Below are 18985 nucleotides of genomic sequence, written 5' to 3'. Positions count from 1 at the left end.
GTTCTTGGTGATTACCGGCCGTTGCTGTCCTGCAATTGCCGCCTGCGCTTTCCATGTCAGCCTAGCGGTCACGCCGCCTGCTTGGGGGAGGGCAGTTCCGTCTCCTCTTCGACGATCCAGCGGCACATGCGGCGCATCGGTTCGATCGCATCCTGAATGCCGTGGTTCGCCATGCCCAATGCGCTGCCAAGCGTCACGAGCCGCTGTGCGCCCTGCAGCGCCAGTCGGTCTCGTAGTTCGCGCTTCAAGCTTTCGGGGTAGATGCCGATCGTCTGGGTATAGCTCGTTACCGCGCGAACCGGCGTGTCGACATCATCCACCGGCACAAGATTGATGACGCGGTTTGCAAGCATGCGCGCGAAATCCACCGGCTCACTGTCCTGCGACACTATTACCGCGCCGTTCCGTCCGCCGCCGATGACCTTATACCATTCGTCGCCGCCAAGTTTCAGCGCTTCGATCTCATCCGCCAGCGCGGCATCGATGCGCACTGCCGGACTGCTCAACGTCGACGGAAGCGCCTGCACAGTTTCGTATAGCCGTTCGCCGAAGCGGTTCAGCCGGGCGATGCCGGCCGCATCGGTGCCGGACTGCACATAGACGACCCGAGCATTGACGCATGCTTCTTGGTTCAGCCCGCCGGCATCGATCGCCAGCAACTGGGCTACCGCCGCTTCAGTTGCCTCGTCTGCGAATGCCTCACGCCCGATGATGGTTGAGCTCAGCTTGGGATCGAGCGAGACGAGCTCGACACCCGGTCCGATATATTTGGCGATATGCTTGATCGACGCCATGCCCCCCCAGGCGACGATCTTCTCGATGTTGGCGGACTGGTAAAGATCTTCCTCAACCTCGGTGTCGCCGCCCTTCCAGTAGGCCACGCTGATATGCTTGGTGAGCGGATGATCTGGCGCCATTTCAATCATCGTGCGGGCGACGGCCGACGCGGTCAGCGGGTCGTTGCTGGGCGTCTTGATGATCGCATCACCGCGCGTGAGCGCATTGCGGGCGATCGTCGTGACGGAAGTGCCCGGCGCGTTGCCGGCGACGATGTGCACGCTGCGCGAGCCAAAGGCACGGATGCGTGCGAGTTGACCGCTATCCAGCCGGGTCTCCACCCAGCCTTCCAGATGGGGGATGCCGATCGTCCGTTCCGCTACTTCGCGCAATGAATCGCGATTGAGCAGACTGCCCATATTTTCATACATGTTTCGCAGGATATCCGCGCCCAGTCCCGAGGTGCGGCACGAGATGTCGAACGCCTGTTGCACCCAGCGATTTTGCCCCAAGGTCAGCCGCTGGCCGAGTGCGCCGAGAAAATCGAGGATCTCCTCCATGCTCAAACGGTAGAGATCCGCCATTGCGCCGGGCGAGCGGAGCGGGAGTCGGTCGATATAGCGCCGAACGTCAGGCGAGCGGAAGCTTATGTCGCCGCCACGACCGCCATGTTCTACGTCGCCGTCCTCGATCACTTCACCGCGGATGATAAGCGGCACACTATAGCCGGTAGCAGTCATGATATGCTCACTCCATCTCGGTCAGGAAGGCCAGGGCCTTGTCATGCGCTTCGGGCGCGCCGGCGCAGGTAATCTTGTCGTCGCCGCCTTCCTTTTCGCTGAAGCGGCGGATCATCGGCTCGATGAAGGGGCCGGACTTGCCGCATTTGCAGGGGCCGAACGTCATCGTCACCTCATCGCCACTCAGCACGCCGCCCCAGCGGCTTTCCTGCGCCAGATCAATCACCCCAAAACGGCCGGTGTGAGTGCCGTTACGCGGGAAGGGCTGACCCGTCTCGGGATCGAGCAGGTAGACGATCATCCACGGCAGCGCGTGGAACTTGCCCTCTGAACATTGTGGCATCAGCGTCGACATCTCGCTCATGCCATAGCCTTCGAAGAAACGCGGCACGCCGAGGAACTCGCGGATTTCCTCCTGATAGCCTTCCGGCAGCGTCTTGCCCTTGGTGCCGCCAGAAACGGTGATGCGGCTTTCTGGCGCGAAAACAGCGGTCAGTCCACGCTCACGCCCGGCCTCCATCATCTCGTAGAGCATGATCCAGTTGGCGGCCATCATGATGCGCTTGCCGCGCAGCGTGTCAAAGACCTTGTCGTAGAACGCCCTGCGCTGGGCGGGCGCCTGCTTCTGGTCCTCGATGAACTTCTCGCGCCGGGCGAGGAGCGAGGGCGAGATGGTGGAGCGGTCGCCCCGGTCTTCGGCCGCCGAAAGACGACCGCCGAGCGACACCATGTCGGCGCTCATCCGCCCCGGATAGAGCGGGTTCAGCATCGATTCGTCACCGTCGTAGAGTTCGTCCACGATCGAATCGATCATCGCGCCATAGGCGTTGTACATGTGGCGATAGCCGATCAGGATCATCGGCATCTGGTCCAGATCGGCGGGGTCTTCCTCACCGTCCCGCGTGATCGGCAGATAGGTGTAGCGGACCTGCCGCGCAGCTTCCGCCGGACCGCGGGGAAGGAAGGACAGCTTTCCGCTGGTGCCGGTCGTATGCATGACGCGCACGCCCGCGTCGCGCCGCACGGCGTCGAGCCAGTCGTCGATCGACTCGACCCCCTCCGTCTTCACGCCCGACAGGTCGCACGTCGTGAGCTTGGCCAGCCAGGCGGTCAGCCGGTCGAAGCGATTCTTCTCGATCAGCGACATAGGATAGGATTTGTAGATAGAATGCTTGAACAGCAGCGCCGCCGCGTCGTTCAGCGTCTCGATCTCGCCGATGCCCTGCTCGGTCGCCAGGCTGTCGAGCGCCGGGATCTTCGGCCGCAACTCGGCGAATCGCTTGCGCAGACCTGCGAGCTGGATCCGCTCAACTTCCTTAGGGTCCATGGTGAGGCTGGTAGCGCTCTTTTGCCAAACCATTTCCTCCGGATGTTCGGGAAAACGCGACGGATCGACGGGACGCGACGTGCCCACTTTGGCCAAGACCCTTCTCCTATACCTAATGCTATAAACTAGTGCCTGTCGTCTCTCATATGACAACCAGGTTGTCAACTCCTTTGCGCGATTTGGGCTTGCCGACAACGGCGACGCGCGTCATCGGCTAGGCATTTGATGAGGCTGTGGAGCATGCATGAGCGAGCGATCGCCTGATGACGAAATCGCGGATGAGCTGGTTGAACTGACCCGCTCGATCAGCCGCGCCTATTTCGCGCTCAAGGATTTCGGCGACCACGTAGGATTTTTCCATGAGTATGGAAGCAATGTGACCGAGGTCCTGAACCTCCTCTATCTGCACGGACCGCATAGCATCACGGAAATCGCGCGCTTTCGCAGGGTATCGCGCCAGTTCGTGGTGAAGCTGGCCCGGCAGTTCGAGGATCGCGGTTGGGTGACCCTTGAGCCGAACGCGGCGGACAAGCGGGGCTACATCATTAAGCTTACGGCCGAAGGTGTCGCTCATTGGGAAACGAGACGTCTGATGTTTCGTAACAGCTTAGGTAATATAAATTTTCGCCTGGCGATTTACGAGTTGCGGGCGATACGAGACGTGCTTGACACGTTTTCCGACGACATAGTGGACAGTATACCTTTGCTGGCGGATGATCGGACAGCAAGTCATTGATTTCTAATCGCTGATCAACAGCGCTGGCGGCGGCATTCAAGGTGTTACCGCGCAATTTCACGCACGAAATCGAGGAAAGCCGTGATTTTTGCCGGCATGATACTGGCGCCGTGGTGATAGGCATAGAGCGGGAAGGTCTCATCCGACCATTCTGGCAAGAGGTGGATAAGCCGCCCCTCGGCAATGATCGGGCGCGCACAGACCTATTGCGCAATGCCGGCGCCCCCCAGGCATGCGCCCAGCAAAGACCCTGTGTCATTCACAAGCAGCCTGCCGCTGGGGGCAACCGGGACCCTTTCCTCCCCCCGCTGGAACTCCCACTCAAAAGGCCGCCCGGTCGCATCGTTGCGGATCAACAAAGCCTGGTGGCCATGCGCCACCTCTTCCGGTCTTTCCGGCGCGCCATATGATGCCACCTTCGACCAGAGCATTGCCATCAACCTGAAGGGCACCTTCAACATATGCCGAGAGGCGGCCCGGCGCGTGCGCAAGGGCGGCCGGATCATCAATGTCTCGACCAGCTTGGTCGGGGTGTGCCTGCCCACCTACGGCGTCTATATCGCCACCAAGGCGGCGGTCGAAAGCCTCACGCAGGTTCTGGCGCAAGAGCTGCGTGGCCGCTCGATCACCGTCAACGCGGCGCGTCGTCACCTTCCTCGCGGGTCAGGAAGGCGGCTGGATCAACGGCCAGGTCATTCGCGCCAACGGCGGCATGTGCTGAACCAGGCGTTCCGGCGGGCCGCATGGCACGGCCGCTCCCACCAAAAACACCATCAAAGCTGATGGTATGCCGATGGTTCCGGGCGGATGAGCCCGGGTTCCAATCGGCGATTCTCTCTAAGAAAATGCTGGAAAATCAGCCACTTGCTGAGCGATTCCAGGTGCCCCCGGAAGAACAAAATGGTGCCCAGGAGAGGCGCAAATTTGGACCCCTGAACCTGCTCATATCGTGCCATGCTGACCCTAAGTTACTGAAGTAGGGTCAGGGGGTTAGCTCATACCTCTTCCTGCCTGCTTACTACATCTCGGATCAAAAGGTGGACTAGAAGGTGGGCTGGGGGAGGCGAGGCTGGGGACAGTTACAACATCAACTGACCGACAAACGCCATGAGCGCCTGGAGACGAACATCGGCGCGAAGCCATCGGTCGCGGTCATGAGGATGGCAGATCACGAACGGATCATCTGACCCAAGTGCCCATTCGAAGCTCGCGGCATGGACGATCTTGTTCGTCATGTCGCGGAACCGGAGATCGGTGGTCGAGCCATCCTTCTGCGTCACTGTCCCGAATGGCGTTTGCGGTGTCTGGCTAAGATAGTCGGCATTGAGTTGGTATGCGTCGTCGAGCACTCGCAACTGTACGCCCAGTTCAAGCAAGGCGCGATCGGCGCGCCTCTCGGCGTATTCGTCGATCGTCTGGTGAAGGTATTGCCATTCACCATAGAAGCGGTCGCCCATAAGCTTCTTTGCGGCCGGCTGTGCGAGCGCAAAGGACAGCACGATCCAGAAGTTCTCGTGGATTAGCCGCGTGATCTCCGGAGTTTTGTGCATCTGGCATCTGATAACTGATTCCGGATACGAAATCACCTGATCGGCAAAGGTGGGCCGGAAACTTCTTCGAACTAAGATATTGAAGTATAGTCAATATCTTAGGAGAAGTTGTGGTGCCCAGGAGAATATTTCCATCGGTCACCTAAGCCGCTGATTTCTCCTGCAAATTGGCAATGAGAAATCACCGTAGCCAGCAATACCACCATTTTACCGTCTGGAAAAGGCTGGATTGCAGCGGACAAGCCCGCGCCTGCTAAGCCATGAACCCGTCCACAAACGCCGACGGCTGAGATGGGTTGGAAGCCGAAGGGCAGGTTTCGGCTAGCCCGCTCAGAAAGCGGACGACGCAACCAGTTCGGTGGCACTGCTAAATCGCTCGATAACAGGCGCCGCAACGCCAACAGCCACAGCACCCAAAGGGTTGTGTAAGCGGGTCAGAGGTGTTCGTACCCAGGCTGGACGACGATGATCCCGCCGATAACTCCGCTGCAAGCAGAGCGGCGATCCCACCGAAAGCCAGCGTGACCGCTAGGCTCCAGCGCCCAGATGATATCAAAGCGGCAGAGGCAGAAGGCCGGCTCTCGGTTCAGATTGCGGGTGTGAAGCTCATATGCCCTTGCGAGACCGTAACCGCCGCGCGAAATAGCCAAGGGCCGCCAGCGCGCCAATTCCGAGTCCTGTAACGGGTGCGGGAGTGCCTTTGGGATCCCCGCTACCCCCACCGTTCGAGCCGACATCGACTGTGCCATGACTTGGAGCCGGTCCGACGCTGGCGGTAGGCGTGCCGCCCTTTGCAGCCAGCGCAGGGTGTGCGTTAGCTAGGAAGACCAGTGCCGCCATCACCGTTGCTCCCCGGATGACCATCGACATCACAGATCCTCCAAAAAAAGTGGTTCTCTGGGATGAATACGCGCGAAGTGCCCTCGGAGGGTGAAACCCTTCATGTGTAACTCGAAAGCCTTGGTCGGTCTGGCGACGAGGCTTCCACGGCGCGGTTTCACAAATAGAGGGTGGCTTGTCTGTGAAAGCGTAGCTGGGAGGCGTATGAGGTCAACCGTGATCCGTTATGGGCGGTCGAGATGGTGAATTCCGCCAGATAGGTTGGGAGCGGACATTGTGCTTTGGCGCGCGATCGATAGTCTCAAGCCATGCACACTGGCGACGTTCGCCGCAGGGTAGGAGCGATCCTCGCCGCTGAGGAAAGGCAGCCCCCGGATTGGGCTGAAGTGGCTCGGCTAACCGACGAACTTCAGCGGCAGTTGATGGCAGAGCCGAACACCGAATGTCCTGAGATAGTCGACCGCTACCTTGACGACGCCGATATCCGATCTTCGGACGCCGCCTATGGAAAGCACCAGCGGCACCAGGTCGGCCGGTTTGTAGCTACTGGAGAGTATGAGGACAGCACGCCTGTTCCCTTCTGGACATGTGCGGTCGCTCTAGCTGTGTTCGTCGGGGTGATCGGCTGTTTGGTCTGGCAGCACTGATGCTCGTTTTGGGTCCAGAAGCTGCCTATGATCCGTTCCGGGCAGGAATGACCGAGAAGGGTGGATTGCCGACAGGCGTCTTTCGATCGGCAAACGACGGCACTGCGTAGTTCACAATAGGCTAAATATGTTCGTCGAATACGAACGGAATGGTTCCCCAACCACCCTTCGCGCGATCGGTTACTCGGGCGTTTGTGATCCCGGCCTTGAGGTTGAGCGCTAGGCGAGCGCCAGATTCATTCTATCAATGTTGGGAACAAAATGCAAACATCTTGAGCGAATCGAACAAGGATGTTGAACATGCTGCTGTCAGATGGATCTTTGCTCATGGGGGTGGCGGCGATCGTCACCAGCCTCGCCAATCTCATCGCAGTGCTGCGGCAATCGAGTGCTCGGCGTGAGATTGATGGAGGTGGACGGGGAGGCCACCGCGATGATCGATGACAAGGAAATCTGGGCCTGTGCCCACCATGTTATGAAACGCTATGGCGACGCAGCGTGGCTCCATGCTGCGCAGCGCGCAGATGAGCTGCTGGAGGCAAATGATCAGGAAGGGCATAAAAGCTGGATGCGCATTCTCGAACGGATCGAGGAGCTGGAGGAAATGACCCCGCCAGGAGCCGTTCATTGATTCGGCGGGATCTGCCTTTCCTATGCGTTGGGGTGGTTGTCGGCACCCTGTTGGCGACAGCCTATTCTTTCCCTGCGGGCAACTTCATTGGTGTGCCGATCCAGGCTCGATGAGCAGCGGCAGTTGTCGTTCTCTATGCGATTCCAATCGCAGCGATCTGCGCACTGCTTTGGCGCGCGATGATATCCAAAGGACATCAAGGCTGTAGAGATGCTGCGGCTTTAGGGTTCGTTATCACCCTGCTGGCGTGGGTCAGCACACATTATGGGGGCAACGAGTTACTCGGTGACGTGCTGTGCTCACCTTTGCCTTATGCAATTAGTGGCGCGTTAGCCGCGGTGGCGGCATGGCTGGTCGCACGGCCTCGTTCGCGCCGCCGCTAGATCGGCTTGGCACCCGGCACACCGCATTTTGCAAACTTGCCCTTGGCATCCTTGCAAACCTGCTTCTTGGGCGGCTTATCAGCACACTTGATGAACTTGCCGGTCCTGGGATCTTTGCAGGGCGCCGCGATGGAAGGCGCTGCACTTGAGATCACCAACACAGCCGCCAATGCGAGTGAAAGAGCCTTCAACTTCCTTCTCCTTCGAGTCGATAACGCGAATGTACGTGCTTCCGGCCATCGACAGAAGTGAGGGCTGTAACGCGATATCGGCAGCGGCCCCCAGTGGCGTTGGGAGCTGACCTTTCCAACGCCTGCCGCTTCGTGGAATCGGTTTGGGCTGTCCCGGAACCTCCTCGCGACCACCAAAACAGATCGATTATCAGCTAGGCGCCGCTAAACGACCCTCGTCGTTAAWCAGGCAGGCTTCTCTCGACACGATCAGGGGGGCTAGCGAATGGCGATGACGTTGACCGCCGCGGCGTCGGCTATTGCCTTCCAGGCTTTGTCGGCTGTCCAGGCGGGCAGGCCGTCTCGGTGCGCAAGCGCTAGGCAATATCTGTCTCCGAGCGATAGCCCGGCCTCGGCTGTTACGGCACGAAGGCGCCCGGCGAGCTTGCCCAGCCCCTGGTCCGCCGGCACGATCGTTATGGGTAACGGGTCAAGCATTGCATCTACCTCGCGAGCGGACATCCCCAGGCGAATGAAGTGGCTCACGACTTCGGAATAATTCACCACGCCCATTCTCGCATTGGCGATCACGGCGGCGACTTTCGCGCCGCCGCTCTCGTCTTGCAGCATTGCCAGAAGGGCTGATGCGTCGAGAACGACTTCGCTCATTCACCGCTTTCCGCGCGACGACTGGCCAGGAAGGCATCGACCGAAACCTCCGGCTTACCCGAAGAGAATTCCCGGGCAATCGCCTGGGCGCGTGCGACGGCTTGCGCCGCCGTCCGGAGTACGAGGCCGTCTTCGGTTTCTTCCAAAAAAATCGAGCCTCCCTCGTTCAGCCCCAAGCGCTTCCGGATGTCCGCCGGAAGGCTCATTCGTCCAGTGGGCGTAATGTTCACTTGAATGGTCACGGGCGGCTCCGGCTCTGAATGCTCAAAGCACGATATTCTGTCCTCAAGAATATGGCAATATGGCCAGTTTTGGGCATGATCTATATTTTATGGCATAATCTCCCCCCTGGGCCATAAACGGCTATGCGGTACACTCGGGCGCTTGTGATCCGGGCCTTGAGGGTGAGCGCTGGGCGAGCGCCAAATTCATGCTATCAATGGGCGATTATATAGTTTGCAAACACGGCCTTGACCCTGTTTGGCTGGGCGAGATCTCCTCCAGCTATGGACAAACCGCGAGACCGCCCAGCTATCCCGAAGCTTCAGCCACGGAATGCTTCTATCCGACCTGAGAAGGCGGACACGATCTGCTCCCATTGCAGCAATCCGTTTGTAGGCCATCAGGGCATGGTAGTGGACGGCTTTGCTCTCTGCCCGGTTTGCGATAGCCGAGACTAAGCGTCCGACTTCTCGACTGGCTTGTGCTTGACGAGCTTCTGTAGCCGCTCATCCTATTGCGCCTCGTCATCGTCCGCCTCTAGCTCGCGGGCGAGTTCCTTGAACTTCTCACTTTGGCTTTTGTGACCCATCGCCGGTCTCCTTTCGAGCCGATAACGTGAATGCGCGCGCTTCTGGCCATTTGACAGAAATCAGGGCTATAACGCGACATCGGCAGCGGCTCCTCATGACGTTCGGAGCCGACCTTTTCAACGCCGGCCGCTTCGTGGAGTCGGTTTGCGCTGTCCTGCAATGATCGGGAGAAGCCGATAATCGATCCGCTTGCCCAATTAGTGAAGCGTAAAGGGTGCAGCTTGTAACAACCGCGCTCTCACGTCGCGGAGGCAGATCGATTTCGATCGGGGGAGATTATGCTTAAACTGGCAGGGCTGAAATCCGTGGCGCGCAAAGTGCAGCGAAGGCTGTTTATCTGGCTCGCCATCATCGTCGTCCTGAGCGTCGCAGCAATTGAAGTGGCCGCAGATCATCTCAAACAGTTGACAGTGAGAGCGTAGTCCCGATCATCGCGGCTTGCTGGGCTAACCGCTCTGCCCGCCGAAACCTTCAGGTCTGAAGCCATGAGTCATTTTGCACCGAAATGGATGCAAAAATGGGGCGCGACCCGATCTGTTCTTTGATGGTTCGGGACCTGGCAGCTGTCGCTGTTTCTGCAGGACGGCGCCGTGCCATGCAGGCGAATGATCACATGGCGGTTGGTGAATCTTCTCGAGAATGAAAACCATATATCCGAAGACGGCCCAAATAACGGGCTTCATTCAGCCTGCTCTGAAACCGGAGCGACAGCAATTCCGACGATGAGCCGCTAACTATCCACCCGTTTAATCGCTTGCGGTCTCGTCGGCTACACGCAGGGTCTGGCGGGCGAAGGGAGATCCTTTGGCTCCGGGGCGGATAGTATTGCTTCTTGGAATCAGGATGTTAGTCTCGGTACGCGCCGCGAGGGCGGCGCCGAGGCTTGAGAACCTCGCTTGAGAGATTTTTTGACCCGCCATCGAGCGGCCGGGTGGCCGATGCGCATGTCCAAGCCGCTTGCGGCCAAAGGCATCGGCGCATGTCTCAAGCATGTTCTCATATAGGCCGTCGAGGACCGGAACATCCCATTTGAGCAAGTCGACGAAGACCGATTTGCGCGCAGCGAACATTGCGAGGAGGATAGTTTGCGACATGGGGCTGCCGGTAGATTGAAGAACATGCAGCATGGATGTGGCTCCCTGGGCCTGTGATCGGCGCAGGGTGGGCGAGAAGCGGATGGCGCCGCTATGCCGGAAAAGGGGTATATCAGCGGCGGGAGAGATCGGTGAAGGTCAGCGTTCCGTCGTACAGCGTCCGGATCGCCAGCAATGTCCGCTTGTTCACCCCGTAGCGCTCGCAGGCGTGCCTGATATGGCGAGCGACCGTCTCCTCGCTCAGACCGAGAATGCGGGCGATCTCCCAGTCGCCCTTGCCGTGCGCAACCCACAGCACGCAGTCACGCTGACGGTCGGTCAGCGCCCGTGGAGGCGGGACCGGCAGATGGCCGCGCTTGGTCCACAGACGTCGCGCTGCCTCGAAGGCAAAGTTGCCCGCAAGCTGCGCGACCAGCAACATCGTCTCGGCTATTGGCCGGCCGGCCTGACTGGCAAAGGAGCAGGAGCCCCGTGCCTCTCCGGGGACATTGGCGGGCACGGTGAAGCCGTCGCCAATACCCTGCTCACGACCCAGCGCCAGCATTCGGCGGTCGGCCGCGGTCAGCGGAATCATGCGCGGCATCCGCGACCAGCGGAAGCCCAGGCTCGTCACATGGCTCGCGCGGTGCACCGGGTCGGCGACGCCGAGCGCATTGCCATCATAATAATCGGCCCATTGCGGGGGATAATTGTGCAGTCGGATCGCGCTGCCGCTGGCCGCAACGATATCGACATGATGGGTCAACGCAAAATATTGAAAGCCGAGTTCGGTCGTGATCGCGGCCATGGCCACGGCGAGGTCATCGGCGTTTCCGGCCGCCTCGACGAGGTGCATGAACCGCATCGCCATTGCGTGCAGATGCATCGAGCCGCATCGCGACCGCGGGCGGCGTCTCAAGCCACCGCACTCCCGGCGATCGTCCTTTCCTACGCCTACGGGCCAGAGGGCGGGCTCTCAGTCCGACACCCGGCGGATTCAACAGTAACAATGCGCTATCATAGCGCACTCAGGGATGGAATCCGTAGATTATCGTTGTGCGCTATGCACTGGGACGGGCTGGCAAATGCCTCCATCATGGGTCTTCTTCGCGTCGGCCGGTTCTCGCCGCGGGCACCCAGCCGGTGAGCGATGCCGCCGAAGAGAGCCCTTCACCGGATTGGCGCAATGTAACGGACTATGCGCGATTGCGCGGCATCGACCGAACGGGGCTTATGTGGGAATGGCTGCGTCGCGATCCGGGTTATATTGCCTGGTATGTTCGCGCGAGCACCGCCACCTGCGGAATCCACCCTGCGGGCCGCCAGGACCCGCTCCAGTGGGGGCTGCACTTTCGCCGAGCATCCGGACCGCGCAGCACCTGCGGCCCGGATCATCTGGCATGCCGATCTCGATCCCGGCACGATCGCTGTCGCCGCCATCCCCGCCGACCCGGCCGACCCCGACTCAATTCGCATCGACCGGTTCTCCCCTTGGCTCAGCATCGCGATCGACGAGGCAGGACGAGAGCATGCGGTCCTCTCCGATGGCTGGCATCATATAAGGCTCGACATCGAGGAGGGGCGACTGGAAGGTCAGGAGGCGGTTCTGTTGCAGTATCGGGTTCGCGGGCTGGCTTCAGCGGAGGCGTTATTGCTGCCGTTGCGTCGCTTTCTGTACCTATGCCGCCATCACCGCTTTGCCCGATCGCTATTTCCCAGTGATCCGCGTATCGATCGCGGGATTGCGACGCTGCGAGTCCATGACGCTCTGCGGCAAGGAGCGAGCCAGCGCGAAATCTGTGCTGTGCTATTCGGCAGCGAGCGGGTGGCCGGCGATTGGGCCGGAGAATCGGATTCGCTGCGTTCGCGGGTCCGGAGATTGGTGCGCGAGGTGCGGATCATGGCGCGGGGCGGTTATCGTCAGCTGATGCGGCGCGGACCCTGACGAGCCCTTTCGAAGGTCAGCGTCGATGGATCTGCGCGGGCAGCTTTCGGCCGGACGTTGTGAGGAGCTGCCTTTCCGCCCGCGCAAAAGACTGGCCCTGGACTGATTGAGGGGTGTTGGGCGACGAACGAGCGCTGCGCAAGATCAACCGAGTGGCCGAGGGTGGGGAGCGGCGGAAGGGAGGGCTTCCCATAGCTGGGCGCATTATCGATGTGGCGATCGCTAAAAGCGCCGTCGACTCAGCCGAGAAAGCTCGTCGGGCTTGCCTGAGCGACGGTGCGCTGCATACCGGGAGATGACTAGCGAGGTCGGCTTTTCGTTATTGGCGGTGGCGAGGCGCTGGCGCACATGGTTTCTCTGCCAGACGTCAAACACCTCTTCCCCAGAAGAGCAGGACAGGAACAATCGCGAATGCCGTAAATAGAGCCGAGAACGGATAGAGTTCGTAGAACCAACTAGCCTTCCGAGAGAGTAACGCCGCCAGCGCGGTTATCGCCAGGAAGAAGGCTGGGACAACAACATATAAAACCCATTGTCCGGTTGCTGGATAACCCGGCAAATGCTGCGCTTCGATTGCCAGAACTCCCTCAACGCCTGATAGAAGCAGGAGTGTCCAGATGACTGCAATAATGATAGTTGGCAGATCGGCCCAGCGCATGCTGCAATATACCTGCTTTGAAGGATCTCTGCCAGTGCGAAGCATCATTCAGCCGGCGAGGGCGTCATGCACCTTCAGCCGGTTCGTGACGGGAACGGTTGACGCGATCAGGGCTGTCGCCCGGGTTTGACTTTTGCTGCTACCATTGTTGCTGGTGACGATGACATCAGATCAGTGCAAACTCACGTCAGAGAACAAGAAGGACTCTGTCTCGGTGAAGGCTGCGGCTGGTACCGCCGTCATGTTGTCAAAACAGAGGGTTTATGAAATTGCCCTCAAAATCCCAGAGACGTTTCAGCGAAGATTGTAAATAGTCAATGAGGTGGTCGATCCATATTGGAGGTATCTTCTCCGCCAGCTTCGGTGTCGGCAGCCTGTTCCTCTGTTGCGATCGATCGCTAGGCAGATCAAGCACCGGTTATGCTGACGATCCGCCACCATGCCTTTGTCAGCGCATTCGCGGCTTCAGCGGTTGCTGGCCAATGAAGTGACCCGCGGGGAGGCGTTCCAACTTGCGGGTTGCCGTCTCAACTCCCGGGTGACGCCTGTCGGCGCCGCATTGGGGCAAGCGCAAGGCAACCGTTGACCCAATCGGAGATTGCGGCGGCCTGGCCATCAGGCTGAAACCAACCGTTTTCCTTCAGCACCATTTTCATTGACGAGTGCAGAACCGTCCGTAAGTAATAGGGTAGAGGGGCGTAACGAGGGCCGGCGATCGGCCATGCGACGGGCGTAGTGGGCCAGGGGTGTACTCGGATGAAAAACTATCTGGCTAGGGCGTGAGCTGCGTGCGGCGCACATCATCTTCACGACTGGCGGTCTCCTCTCGCAGCGAACCTTCCGGATACACAGACACAGCTGGCCTCAATGAGGGCCGGCGGCTACCCGAGCCCCGTCCTTATAATGTCGGTGGAGTTCATCGTCTGCGTTGGGCGAAGCCCGATGGTGCGAACTATGAATGCGCCTATCTCGGAGATGTAGAGATAGCGATGATTGGCGCCGGGACCGTCGATTACATTTCATGGTGGTACACCATCTATGGTGTCACGATGGAAAATGTAGCAAAGCGCCGTGGCGCAGTCAGTACCAAGGCGCAGGCAAGGGATTCTGTTGAGAGAGCCTGGAAACTATGGTGCCGGACTGCTGGGCTGTGCCCGTGAAATGCTCGGTGACGTGAATGGATGTCCGGGAGGTCGACCCGAGGTTCGTGAGTGGCGGGTGAAAATCAACAGCTGACAGACCCGCAATGGTCAAAAGCATGATAGCGGATTTCGTTCGGCTTGTTAGGCGAAAGTAAACCTGGTCGAACTTCACTGACATGATTCTTGAATGGGTACGGGAACTCGCGTGCCTAGGATCTGCGTCACATAAGTGCGCAGTGCATCGAGGCCTCCGAGCTCATGTTTATTCGCTAACATCGTTACGCACACTAACAGTGTTAATGTTGTCGTGCGATATTATATTATCGATCGAAGCGCGGCGGGCCGATCTTCTCCAGCAATGCGGGGAAAGCCTTCCCCTGCCACCGAGCCGAGCCGAGCCGTCTCGGCGGACCCCTTCTGCGGGGGGAGCCCCCCGCAACGCCCCCCTTGATAGTCGCCGTGTTCCGCGGCGGCGTTGTCTGTAGCCTCTCCCGGCGGCGCGCGAGGTGGGCGTCGCGTCGTCCGGTTCGCGCTTCCGCTTTCGATCCGATCGCATCGAGCCGCTCAAGAAGAATGCTGACATCGCCGGCGGTCATAACCTGCTTCGACATTCGCTCGCCGCTGCCCGGCGACAAACACGTGATCAGCCATTTCGACCGGCTAAGCTCCATCGAAAAGAGCATCGCTGAAATCGTCGTCTGAATTGGCGCGTCGTTGAATAGATTGATCATGTCCAGGGAGACCTTCAGTCTTGCCACCGACGTTCGGGGTGGACGTCGGCTTGTGGTCATCATAGTCGGACCGCTGCGGTCATCGCTGCACGATGGCGTTGTTTGAATCCTAGCCTCTGGTCGGGGGTGGGCGGTGCTTCCTGCTAGGCCCGCTTCGGCGCGCCGCAACATTCGCTTCGCTCATGTCCTTCACTCCGTTTCGGCCCTTCGGGTGCGGCCCGCCGCGCGCAGCGGGCCTTTTCGGTCGCACCTGCCGCCCACCCCCGACCGGGGCCAGGAACGCGCGATTTGGTTTCGTGTGTGGCTCCGGTCTGGACCTCTCCCATGGGGTCTTCGGGGGAAGGCCATGGTGGTTTTGGGGCGGTGCAGGAGGTGAACGATGCCTGTCTTCCCGAACGTCCGCGCGCGCGGCAAGCGTGACAAGCACAAGGCGGCCAGCGCCGCTTGCCGGCCCGCAGTCGCAGCCCGGACCAGTCACGAACCGAGCCGCACAAATCTTTATGAGGAGGTGACGGCACGGATCATCACCGAACTGGAGGCGGGGCGCGTGCCGTGGGTGCAGCCTTGGGGGCATCCCGGCGGAACCGCGCCCGGACTGCCGCGTAACGCACTGACCGCGCGCCATTACTCCGGCGTCAATGTGCTGATCCTGTGGGGCGCGGTGATCGAGCATGGCTTTCCCTCGCAGGGATGGCTGACCTCCAAACAGGCGCTCGAGGCGGGCGGCGCGGTCAGGAAGGGCGAGCGCGGCACGACCATTGTCTATGCCGACCGCTTCACCCCCCGTGATCGGAAATGGGAGGCGCTCCGGGGGAGCGACTCCTCCGATCGCGCCGCGAAGGCGCGCGCCATAAAAACCGGCGAGGACGCCAAGACCATAGCCTTCCTGAAACGGTTTACCGTGTTCAACGTCGCGCAGTGCGAGGGGCTGCGCCCCGGCCTCGCGCCCGAGCCGATCCCCTTGCCCGAGCGCCAGATCGTGCCCGTCGCCGAGGAGGTGATCGCGGCGAGCGGCATCGAGTTCCGCGTCGGCGGCAACCAAGCCTTTTATGTGCCCTCGCAGGATTATGTGCAAGTGCCGCCGCAACCAGCCTTCGTCGAGCAGATCAACTATTACCGGACCTGCCTGCATGAACTCGCCCATGCCACCGGGCACCGATCGCGGCTGAACCGGAAACTCGTCAACAGCTTCGGATCAAAGGATTATGCCCGCGAGGAATTGATTGCCGAAATGGGCTCGGCCTTTCTCTGCGCGGCCCTCGGCATCGTCCCGACCGTGCGCCACGCCGATTATCTCGGCCGTTGGCTGGACGTTCTACGCGAGGACCTGAGCGAAGACCCGGCAGTCCGGGGGACTGCCGGGCCGCGAGGGCGAGCGATCTTCCGCGCGGCCAGTGCCGCCAGCAGGGCCGCCGACTGGCTGCTGGCGCGGCACGCCTGTCCTGAGCAGGGTCGAAGGGCCGAAGCCCGAGCCGAAGCCGCCCGAGCCGACACCGGCGAACGGAGGGCTGCGGGATGATCCTGTTGACCTCGGAGCTTCACGCCGCATTGCGCGTGAACGCCGACCACTCCGCCGAGAGCGGTCATGATCCCGTGCCCGTCGTCAAATTCTTCAATCCGCTGGGCGGAGCAGCCCAAGGTTCCACCGATGCGCAGCATCGTTGGAATGGCTGCGGAGGGGCGGCGACATGGCTCGCGACCGAGCTTTACGACGACGGCGACACCCTGTTCGGGCTGGCCGACCTCGGTTTCGGCTGTCCCGAACTTGGCTGTTTCAGCCTGTCCGAACTGGCGAGCATCGCCCTGCCGTTCGGCCTCGGCCCTTCGACCGTCCGCCTGCGGCGGTCGCTCGGGACAGGCATCGAGCGCGATATCGGCTTTTCGACGAGTGTCAGCCTGTCGGTCTGGGCCGACACCGCGCGCCGCGCCGGTTCGATCAGCCAAGCCCAATCGATCATCCGGCGCATCGAGTCCGCGCCGGTCCCCGAGCTTCCGACCGATCCCGAAAGCGGGAAAGGCGGATGACGCGCGGCGCGTAACGCCGCCTATCGTAAGCCGGTCCGCCCACCCGGAAAGATCGACGGACCGGCACTCACAAGGAGTGACGACAATGAAACTCGATTTTATCCCGCTCGACGAGCTGGTCGTGAGCAAGGCCAACATGCGCTACGGCAAAAAGGCCCCGGACGTGTCCGATATCCTGCCGACCGTGCGCAGCCGTGGCGTCATCCAGCCGGTCATCGTTCGCCCGAACTGCGCGCCGGACGGTTTCGAGATCGTCGCCGGAAGCCGCCGCTTCCACGCCGCCAAGATCGTCGCCGAGGAACGGCGCTTGGGTGGTGATACGACGCCCGAGCCCCAGGACTCACTGCTGCCCTGCGCGATCCTCGACGAGGGCGACGATGCCGCCGCCATCGAGGCGTCGATGATCGAGAACATGGCGCGGCTCGACCCCGACGAGGTGACGCAGTGGGAGAATTTCACCCGCCTCGTCCGCGAGGGTCGCAAGGTGGAAGACATCGCCGCGACCTTCGGCCTGCCTGACCTTACCGTCAAACGGGTGCTGGCGCTCGGCAATTTGCTCCCCGCCATCCGCGACCTATACCGCAAGGAACGGATCGACGCGGCGACAGTGCGCCATCTGACGATGGCGTCCAAGAGCCAGCAAAAGGCGTGGCTGGCGCTGGCCGACGACGAGAATGCCTATCTGCCGACCGGCCACCAGTTGAAATCATGGCTGTTCGGCGGGCAGTCGATCCCGGTGAAACATGCTCTGTTCGACGTGGAGGCGAGCGGCCTTGCGACCATCGCCGACCTGTTCGGCGAGGATCGCTATGTCGCCGATGCCGATGCGTTCTGGACGGCGCAATATGCCGAGATCGAGGCGCGCCGCGCGGCCTATGTCGAACAGGGCTGGGCCGACGCGATCATCGTGCCGCCGTCCGATCATTTCTCGACTTGGGAATATGAGAAGGCCGGCAAGCGCAAGGGCGGGCGCGTCTATATCGACGTGCGCGCGACCGGCGAGGTGATCGTCCACGAAGGCTATGTCTCCGGCAAGGAAGCCCGCCGGATCGCCAAGGCCGAGGGGTCGGAGAACGGGACCGGCCAGAAAGCGGCGCGGCCCGAGGTGACATCGACCATGCAGACCTATGTCGATCTGCATCGCCATGCCGCCGTCCGTGCCGCGCTGACCGGCCATCCGGCCATCGCGTTACGCTTGATGGTGGCCCATGCCATCGGCGGTTCGCACCTCTGGCGCGTCACGCCCGAGCCGCAATCCACGCGCAACGACGAGGTGCGCGACAGCCTCGACAACGCACAAGCCGAGGCCGATTTCGACGAACGCCGCCGCGCGGTGCTGGCGGTTCTCGGCTTTTCCGCCGAGGAACCGACCGTGACGGGGGGCAATGGCGCCGACTATGGCGTCGTCGGCATTTTCCAGCGGCTACTCGACCTTCCCGATGCGGTCGTCATGGAGGTGATCGCCATCGTCATGGGCGAAACCTTGGCGTCGGGCAGCGCCGCCGTCGAGGCGGTGGGCATGGAGATCGGCGTCGATATGGCACGCTGCTGGCAGGCCGACGACGCCTTTTTCTCGGCTGTCCGCGACCGGGAAGTGCTGACCCGGATCGTCGCCGAGGTGGCCGGCGAAACCATCGCCAGCGCCAACCGGCAAGAGAAGACCAAGACCCTGAAACGCATCGTCCGCGATCATATCGACGGCACCAACGGGCGCGAGCGGCGCGAGAATTGGGTGCCGCGCTGGATGGCGTTCCCGCCCGCCGCCTATACGGCGCGCGGAGGCGTCGGCACCGTTGCGGCCCATGCCAAGGCGCAGGCGGCGCGCAAGATCGAGCGGCTCCGCCCAAGCGAGGACGAGCCAGTATCGGGTCGGTCATGCCCCCAGCATGACCTGAACAGCACCGGGTGCTGGTCACCCGAACCTCCGACCGCACCCGGCGCGGTCATGGCCCTGCCGGATCCCGAGGCCCTCGCCCTGATGGGCTCGGGCGCGCGGGAAAGGAGGGCATCATGGCCGACCGCGTATCCGCGAGCATCTCCATCGGCGGCACCCTGCCGCGATCCCTGCTGATCGATCTCGCCGCCCTCGTTCAGGCAGAGGGACTGTCCACCGAATGGGATGCCGAACC

Annotated in this window: 19 protein-coding genes; 9 read left to right on the top strand and 10 right to left on the bottom strand. The window is 61.2% G+C overall.

Annotated features, from left to right (window positions below; translation table 11 throughout):
- Window positions 1-68 precede the first annotated feature (68 nt).
- Both AC1DQK_RS02500 and AC1DQK_RS02495 read right to left on the bottom strand, forming a co-directional pair.
- Window positions 69-1517 carry an acyl-CoA reductase gene (locus AC1DQK_RS02500; RefSeq protein WP_477867066.1) on the bottom strand — a complete coding sequence of 483 codons (1449 nt, stop codon included), beginning with the start codon at window positions 1515-1517 and terminating at the stop codon, window positions 69-71.
- Between the two features lie 7 nt (window positions 1518-1524).
- Window positions 1525-2940, bottom strand: a complete 1416-nt coding sequence (locus AC1DQK_RS02495) for a hypothetical protein (protein WP_477867064.1) — start codon at window positions 2938-2940, stop codon at window positions 1525-1527.
- 148 nt (window positions 2941-3088) lie between these two features.
- On the opposite strand from AC1DQK_RS02495, the gene AC1DQK_RS02490 reads away from it, so the two are divergent.
- The gene (locus tag AC1DQK_RS02490) at window positions 3089-3580 is read left to right on the top strand and encodes a MarR family winged helix-turn-helix transcriptional regulator (RefSeq protein WP_477867062.1); all 492 of its coding nucleotides are present in this window, start codon (window positions 3089-3091) and stop codon (window positions 3578-3580) included.
- A 345-nt stretch (window positions 3581-3925) separates the two neighbouring features.
- Window positions 3926-4363, top strand: coding sequence for an SDR family oxidoreductase (locus AC1DQK_RS02485; protein ID WP_477867060.1), 438 nt, complete (start codon window positions 3926-3928; stop codon window positions 4361-4363).
- A 296-nt stretch (window positions 4364-4659) separates the two neighbouring features.
- Here the strand turns inward: AC1DQK_RS02485 and AC1DQK_RS02480 are convergent, their stop codons facing one another.
- Window positions 4660-5166 (bottom strand): hypothetical protein, encoded by a 507-nt coding sequence (locus AC1DQK_RS02480; RefSeq protein WP_477867058.1) that lies wholly within the window; start codon window positions 5164-5166, stop codon window positions 4660-4662.
- Between the two features lie 1884 nt (window positions 5167-7050).
- On the opposite strand from AC1DQK_RS02480, the gene AC1DQK_RS02475 reads away from it, so the two are divergent.
- Complete coding sequence (locus tag AC1DQK_RS02475) at window positions 7051-7248, top strand: DUF6961 family protein (protein ID WP_477867056.1); 198 nt, start codon at window positions 7051-7053, stop codon at window positions 7246-7248.
- A gap of 379 nt (window positions 7249-7627) precedes the next feature.
- On the opposite strand, the gene AC1DQK_RS02470 is transcribed toward AC1DQK_RS02475, so the two are convergent.
- The 3 genes from AC1DQK_RS02470 to AC1DQK_RS02460 form a co-directional block, all read right to left on the bottom strand.
- The gene (locus AC1DQK_RS02470; protein ID WP_477867054.1) at window positions 7628-7822 is read right to left on the bottom strand and encodes a hypothetical protein; all 195 of its coding nucleotides are present in this window, start codon (window positions 7820-7822) and stop codon (window positions 7628-7630) included.
- Window positions 7823-8080: 258 nt separating this feature from the next.
- Window positions 8081-8470, bottom strand: a complete 390-nt coding sequence (locus AC1DQK_RS02465; protein ID WP_477867052.1) for a type II toxin-antitoxin system VapC family toxin — start codon at window positions 8468-8470, stop codon at window positions 8081-8083.
- A complete protein-coding gene (locus AC1DQK_RS02460; RefSeq protein WP_477867050.1) occupies window positions 8467-8712 on the bottom strand; it encodes an AbrB/MazE/SpoVT family DNA-binding domain-containing protein in 246 nt (81 codons plus the stop codon). Before AC1DQK_RS02460 ends, AC1DQK_RS02465 begins: the two co-directional genes overlap by 4 nt.
- Window positions 8713-9560: 848 nt before the next feature.
- Here AC1DQK_RS02460 and AC1DQK_RS02455 point away from each other — a divergent pair.
- Window positions 9561-9704: a hypothetical protein gene (locus AC1DQK_RS02455; protein WP_477867048.1), complete on the top strand. Its 144-nt coding sequence runs from the start codon at window positions 9561-9563 to the stop codon at window positions 9702-9704.
- Between the two features lie 324 nt (window positions 9705-10028).
- On the opposite strand, the gene AC1DQK_RS02450 is transcribed toward AC1DQK_RS02455, so the two are convergent.
- Both AC1DQK_RS02450 and AC1DQK_RS02445 read right to left on the bottom strand, forming a co-directional pair.
- Complete coding sequence (locus tag AC1DQK_RS02450) at window positions 10029-10409, bottom strand: hypothetical protein (RefSeq protein ID WP_477867046.1); 381 nt, start codon at window positions 10407-10409, stop codon at window positions 10029-10031.
- Between the two features lie 79 nt (window positions 10410-10488).
- A complete protein-coding gene (locus AC1DQK_RS02445; RefSeq protein ID WP_477867044.1) occupies window positions 10489-11241 on the bottom strand; it encodes a LuxR family transcriptional regulator in 753 nt (250 codons plus the stop codon).
- Between the two features lie 347 nt (window positions 11242-11588).
- Between AC1DQK_RS02445 and AC1DQK_RS02440 the strand changes: the two genes are divergently transcribed.
- Complete coding sequence (locus AC1DQK_RS02440; protein ID WP_477867723.1) at window positions 11589-12077, top strand: transcriptional regulator domain-containing protein; 489 nt, start codon at window positions 11589-11591, stop codon at window positions 12075-12077.
- Complete coding sequence (locus tag AC1DQK_RS02435; RefSeq protein ID WP_477867042.1) at window positions 11965-12300, top strand: DNA -binding domain-containing protein; 336 nt, start codon at window positions 11965-11967, stop codon at window positions 12298-12300. Before AC1DQK_RS02440 ends, AC1DQK_RS02435 begins: the two co-directional genes overlap by 113 nt.
- A gap of 367 nt (window positions 12301-12667) precedes the next feature.
- Here the strand turns inward: AC1DQK_RS02435 and AC1DQK_RS02430 are convergent, their stop codons facing one another.
- Both AC1DQK_RS02430 and AC1DQK_RS02425 read right to left on the bottom strand, forming a co-directional pair.
- Window positions 12668-12958, bottom strand: a complete 291-nt coding sequence (locus tag AC1DQK_RS02430) for a hypothetical protein (RefSeq protein WP_477867040.1) — start codon at window positions 12956-12958, stop codon at window positions 12668-12670.
- Window positions 12959-14420: 1462 nt separating this feature from the next.
- Window positions 14421-14831 carry a hypothetical protein gene (locus AC1DQK_RS02425; RefSeq protein WP_477867038.1) on the bottom strand — a complete coding sequence of 137 codons (411 nt, stop codon included), beginning with the start codon at window positions 14829-14831 and terminating at the stop codon, window positions 14421-14423.
- Between the two features lie 379 nt (window positions 14832-15210).
- On the opposite strand from AC1DQK_RS02425, the gene AC1DQK_RS02420 reads away from it, so the two are divergent.
- From AC1DQK_RS02420 to AC1DQK_RS02410, 3 genes are all read left to right on the top strand, one after another.
- On the top strand, window positions 15211-16350 hold the full coding sequence (locus AC1DQK_RS02420; protein WP_477867036.1) for an ArdC family protein: 1140 nt from the start codon (window positions 15211-15213) through the stop codon (window positions 16348-16350).
- On the top strand, window positions 16347-16856 hold the full coding sequence (locus AC1DQK_RS02415; protein WP_477867034.1) for a DUF2958 domain-containing protein: 510 nt from the start codon (window positions 16347-16349) through the stop codon (window positions 16854-16856). The genes AC1DQK_RS02420 and AC1DQK_RS02415 overlap by 4 nt, the downstream gene beginning before the upstream one ends.
- An 85-nt stretch (window positions 16857-16941) precedes the next feature.
- Complete coding sequence (locus tag AC1DQK_RS02410; protein WP_477867032.1) at window positions 16942-18927, top strand: ParB/RepB/Spo0J family partition protein; 1986 nt, start codon at window positions 16942-16944, stop codon at window positions 18925-18927.
- Window positions 18928-18985: the final 58 nt, after the last annotated feature.

The organism is Rhizorhabdus sp. P4_G5, assembly GCF_056401065.1.
This window is presented reverse-complemented; position numbering and strand designations above follow the sequence as displayed.

Excerpts from the sequence above, each read along its gene's own strand:
- AC1DQK_RS02500 (WP_477867066.1), bottom strand. The coding sequence starts at position 1,517 with ATGACTGCTACCGGCTATAGTGTGCCGCTTATCATCCGCGGTGAAGTG.
- AC1DQK_RS02490 (WP_477867062.1), top strand. The coding sequence starts at position 3,089 with ATGAGCGAGCGATCGCCTGATGACGAAATCGCGGATGAGCTGGTTGAA.
- AC1DQK_RS02475 (WP_477867056.1), top strand. The coding sequence starts at position 7,051 with ATGATCGATGACAAGGAAATCTGGGCCTGTGCCCACCATGTTATGAAA.
- AC1DQK_RS02465 (WP_477867052.1), bottom strand. The coding sequence starts at position 8,470 with ATGAGCGAAGTCGTTCTCGACGCATCAGCCCTTCTGGCAATGCTGCAA.
- AC1DQK_RS02455 (WP_477867048.1), top strand. The coding sequence starts at position 9,561 with ATGCTTAAACTGGCAGGGCTGAAATCCGTGGCGCGCAAAGTGCAGCGA.
- AC1DQK_RS02450 (WP_477867046.1), bottom strand. The coding sequence starts at position 10,409 with ATGCTGCATGTTCTTCAATCTACCGGCAGCCCCATGTCGCAAACTATC.
- AC1DQK_RS02445 (WP_477867044.1), bottom strand. The coding sequence starts at position 11,241 with ATGCATCTGCACGCAATGGCGATGCGGTTCATGCACCTCGTCGAGGCG.
- AC1DQK_RS02440 (WP_477867723.1), top strand. The coding sequence starts at position 11,589 with ATGTGGGAATGGCTGCGTCGCGATCCGGGTTATATTGCCTGGTATGTT.
- AC1DQK_RS02430 (WP_477867040.1), bottom strand. The coding sequence starts at position 12,958 with ATGCGCTGGGCCGATCTGCCAACTATCATTATTGCAGTCATCTGGACA.
- AC1DQK_RS02425 (WP_477867038.1), bottom strand. The coding sequence starts at position 14,831 with ATGATCAATCTATTCAACGACGCGCCAATTCAGACGACGATTTCAGCG.
- AC1DQK_RS02420 (WP_477867036.1), top strand. The coding sequence starts at position 15,211 with ATGCCTGTCTTCCCGAACGTCCGCGCGCGCGGCAAGCGTGACAAGCAC.
- AC1DQK_RS02415 (WP_477867034.1), top strand. The coding sequence starts at position 16,347 with ATGATCCTGTTGACCTCGGAGCTTCACGCCGCATTGCGCGTGAACGCC.
- AC1DQK_RS02410 (WP_477867032.1), top strand. The coding sequence starts at position 16,942 with ATGAAACTCGATTTTATCCCGCTCGACGAGCTGGTCGTGAGCAAGGCC.